Origin of the sequence: Haladaptatus sp., assembly GCF_049589095.1 — an archaeon.
GTDB lineage: Archaea > Halobacteriota > Halobacteria > Halobacteriales > Haladaptataceae > Haladaptatus.
The window spans coordinates 1-2,642 of the sequence record NZ_JBAWAC010000264.1 but is presented as its reverse complement, the minus strand read 5'-3'; the positions used below and the strand labels follow the sequence as shown (position 1 = coordinate 2,642).

The 2,642-nt window shown below is 64.4% G+C and carries 3 protein-coding genes; 1 reads left to right on the top strand and 2 read right to left on the bottom strand.

Annotated elements, in window-relative coordinates; translation table 11 throughout:
* Positions 1–109: 109 nt before the first annotated feature.
* Positions 110–766, top strand: a complete 657-nt coding sequence (locus WBV42_RS08575; RefSeq protein ID WP_423985659.1) for an O-methyltransferase — start codon at positions 110–112, stop codon at positions 764–766.
* Positions 767–784: 18 nt separating this feature from the next.
* On the opposite strand, the gene WBV42_RS08570 is transcribed toward WBV42_RS08575, so the two are convergent.
* Positions 785–1,558, bottom strand: a complete 774-nt coding sequence (locus tag WBV42_RS08570; protein ID WP_423985658.1) for a sulfite exporter TauE/SafE family protein — start codon at positions 1,556–1,558, stop codon at positions 785–787.
* Positions 1,559–1,568: 10 nt separating this feature from the next.
* Positions 1,569–2,642 (bottom strand): NRAMP family divalent metal transporter (locus tag WBV42_RS08565; protein WP_423985657.1); only part of this gene is annotated, 1,074 nt, incomplete at its 5' end.

The following is a 2,642-nucleotide window of genomic DNA, read 5'->3' as shown; positions in this document are numbered from 1 at the left end:
GTGCCAGTGAATCCGACGATTCGCACCTGTGAAACCGGCCATTCGAACCTGTGAAAATTCGAAACACGCGCCCACGAGAATTATCGTCCTTCCACGTGTAAGCCGTCGTATGACGGAAATCCTTCCGGACGAGACGAAACGCTTCGTACGTGCCGCGGTCGCCGAACCGGACGAAACCCTACAAGCGATGGAGGAGCGCGGCGAGGACTTCCCGACCGTCGGTCGGGAAGTCGGGCAGTTTCTGCGGTTGCTCGCGTACGCGGTGGACGCCGAGCGGATCTTCGAGTTCGGGTCTGGTTTCGGCTACTCGGCCTACTGGTTCGCCGAGGCGCTGCCGGAGGACGGAGAAATCGTCCTCACGGAGTACGATGCGGACGAACTCGACGAAGCACGGGAGTACCTCGAAGCGGGCGGGTTTGCCGACCGCGCCACCTTCGAGAACGGCGACGCGAACGAAATCGTCGATCATCACGACGGCCCGTTCGACGTGGTGCTCATCGACCACAACAAGGACGGCTATCCCGAAGCGTGGGAGTCGATTCGAGGGAAAGTCGCACCCGGGGGCGTCGTCATCGCCGATAACGCGATGATCGCCGGGGGGCAGGACTTCGACGCGATTCTCGACGCCATCGAAGGTGGAAACCCGGAGATGAACGAGAACACCCGCGGCATCGCGGAGTATCTGCTGGCGGTGCGCGACGACCCCGACTTCGAGACGAGCGCGATTCCACTGGGCGAGGGAATCGCCGTGAGTTATCGACGATAAGTCGGGAAGAGGGGGAGATCAGAACAGCGCGAGCGCGAATCCGGTGGCGACGAGCGACGCACCGAGCGCGAGTTTGAGTCGGGACGGTTCGACGCGGTGGGCGACCCGCCACCCGACGACGACGCCGAGGAGTTCGGGGACGCCGACCGCGACGGCCAGTGGAATTGACACGGCACCCTGCGTCAGGTAGGTCATCGCCGCGAACGCGGAGAGGAACACCGACTGGACCTGTGCGGCCGCCAGCGCGTCGAGCATCGAGACGCCCAGCACGATGAGGACAGGGACGGCGATGACCGGACCGCCGACGCCGAGCAATCCACCCACAACGCCGATACTGAGGCCGATACCACCGAATACCGCGATGCCGACCGTCGAATCGTGGTCGAACGACCACTTCGACCCGAGGCCGCGCCGCTCCCGATAGACGATGGTGACGCCGACGAGGGCGGTGAACGCCGTCAGCATGGTGCCGAACGAACCGGCGGCGAGAATCGTGTTGGCGAACGCCCCGAGGACAGCACCGACGATGCTCGGAACCGTCACGAGAACCGCGAGTCGTCGGCCCGAACGCGACCGGAGTTCGCCGGAACGGACGTACGTGAACGTTCCGAGGAGACCCGTGAACACGAACGTCGTCATCGCCGTCCCGGCGACGACGGACGACGAGACGTCCGTGAGCGCGAACAGGGCAACCGTGATGAAGATTCCGCCGGGGCCGACGGCGGTGATGCCGACACCCGAGAGGAACGCGATGACGACGAGAATCGTCAACGTCGTCGGTTCAGGGAGCATCCGTCGGGAATCAGAGCCCTCCGGAGGTCAGCGCGTCGATGAAGCCAGGGAGCGAGGTCACGGCGAGGTAGACCGACAGGAGGACGAGTAGGACGTTCAGTCCGGTCATCGCGATGCTGTTCTTGTGTTCGCCCATCGTCTTCCGGTCGTTGACCGCCCAAAACAGCACGAGGGCCGTAATCGGCAGGCCGACGATGGCGTTGTACGCCGGAAACAGGAGTATCATGTCGATGATGCTCAGGCCCGCGAACTGGTGGACGAGCGGCGAGAGACTGCCGAGACCGACGCCGACGGCGTAGATGATCTTGAACTCACGGCTCGCGCTGTCGGCGACCTTGCCCCGCGCGTTCTGCAGGAGGTACGCCGGAGTCCACATTATCGGAATGATGCTGTTGAACGCGGCGGCGACGGTCCCGATGAGGAAGACGTACATCGCCCACTTGCCGAACACGCCCGCCAGCGCCTTGCCGGGCGTGATGAACGTGTCGAGTTGGGTGTATCCCGCGGGGCGCAACACGGCGGCTGCCACGACGACGATGGCCGCCGTCGTCAATCCGCCGACGACGTAGCCGATGCCGAGGTCGCGGCGCATGTCCGGGACGTCGTCTTTGCTGACCCAACCCTTCTCCGAGACGAGGTTCGATTCGAGGAAGAAGTTCGGCCACAGGGCGGTGGTCCCGATGATGGACGCGGCGAGCGTCAGCGCGCCGACGGCCGGAATCTTCGGGATGAACCCGCCCACGATATGGGTCACGGACGGGGTGCTCACGCCCGCAACGGCCATGTAGACCACGAGCAGGATGAGCATCATCGCGGTCATGATCCGCTCGATACCGTCGTAGTTCATCACGCCAACGAGGATGGCGAGCACCCCGGTCACCAGCGCGAGCGGTTGCCAGCCGATGGCACCGCCGAGCAGTATCGAGACGGCCTTGCCGACCGCGGCGGTGAGTTCGAGCGTCCACGCGACACAACCGACGGAGAGGAGAACAGCCAGTACCGTCGCGCCGGTTCCCCCGATTTTCTCACGGACGAACGACATCAACGGTTCGCCGAAAATCCCGAGCCGAGCGCTCATATCCTG

What these genes read in the sequence shown, in the direction of transcription:
- WBV42_RS08570 (WP_423985658.1), bottom strand. Translation starts at nt 1,558, where the DNA reads ATGCTCCCTGAACCGACGACGTTGACGATTCTCGTCGTCATCGCGTTC.
- WBV42_RS08575 (WP_423985659.1), top strand. Translation starts at nt 110, where the DNA reads ATGACGGAAATCCTTCCGGACGAGACGAAACGCTTCGTACGTGCCGCG.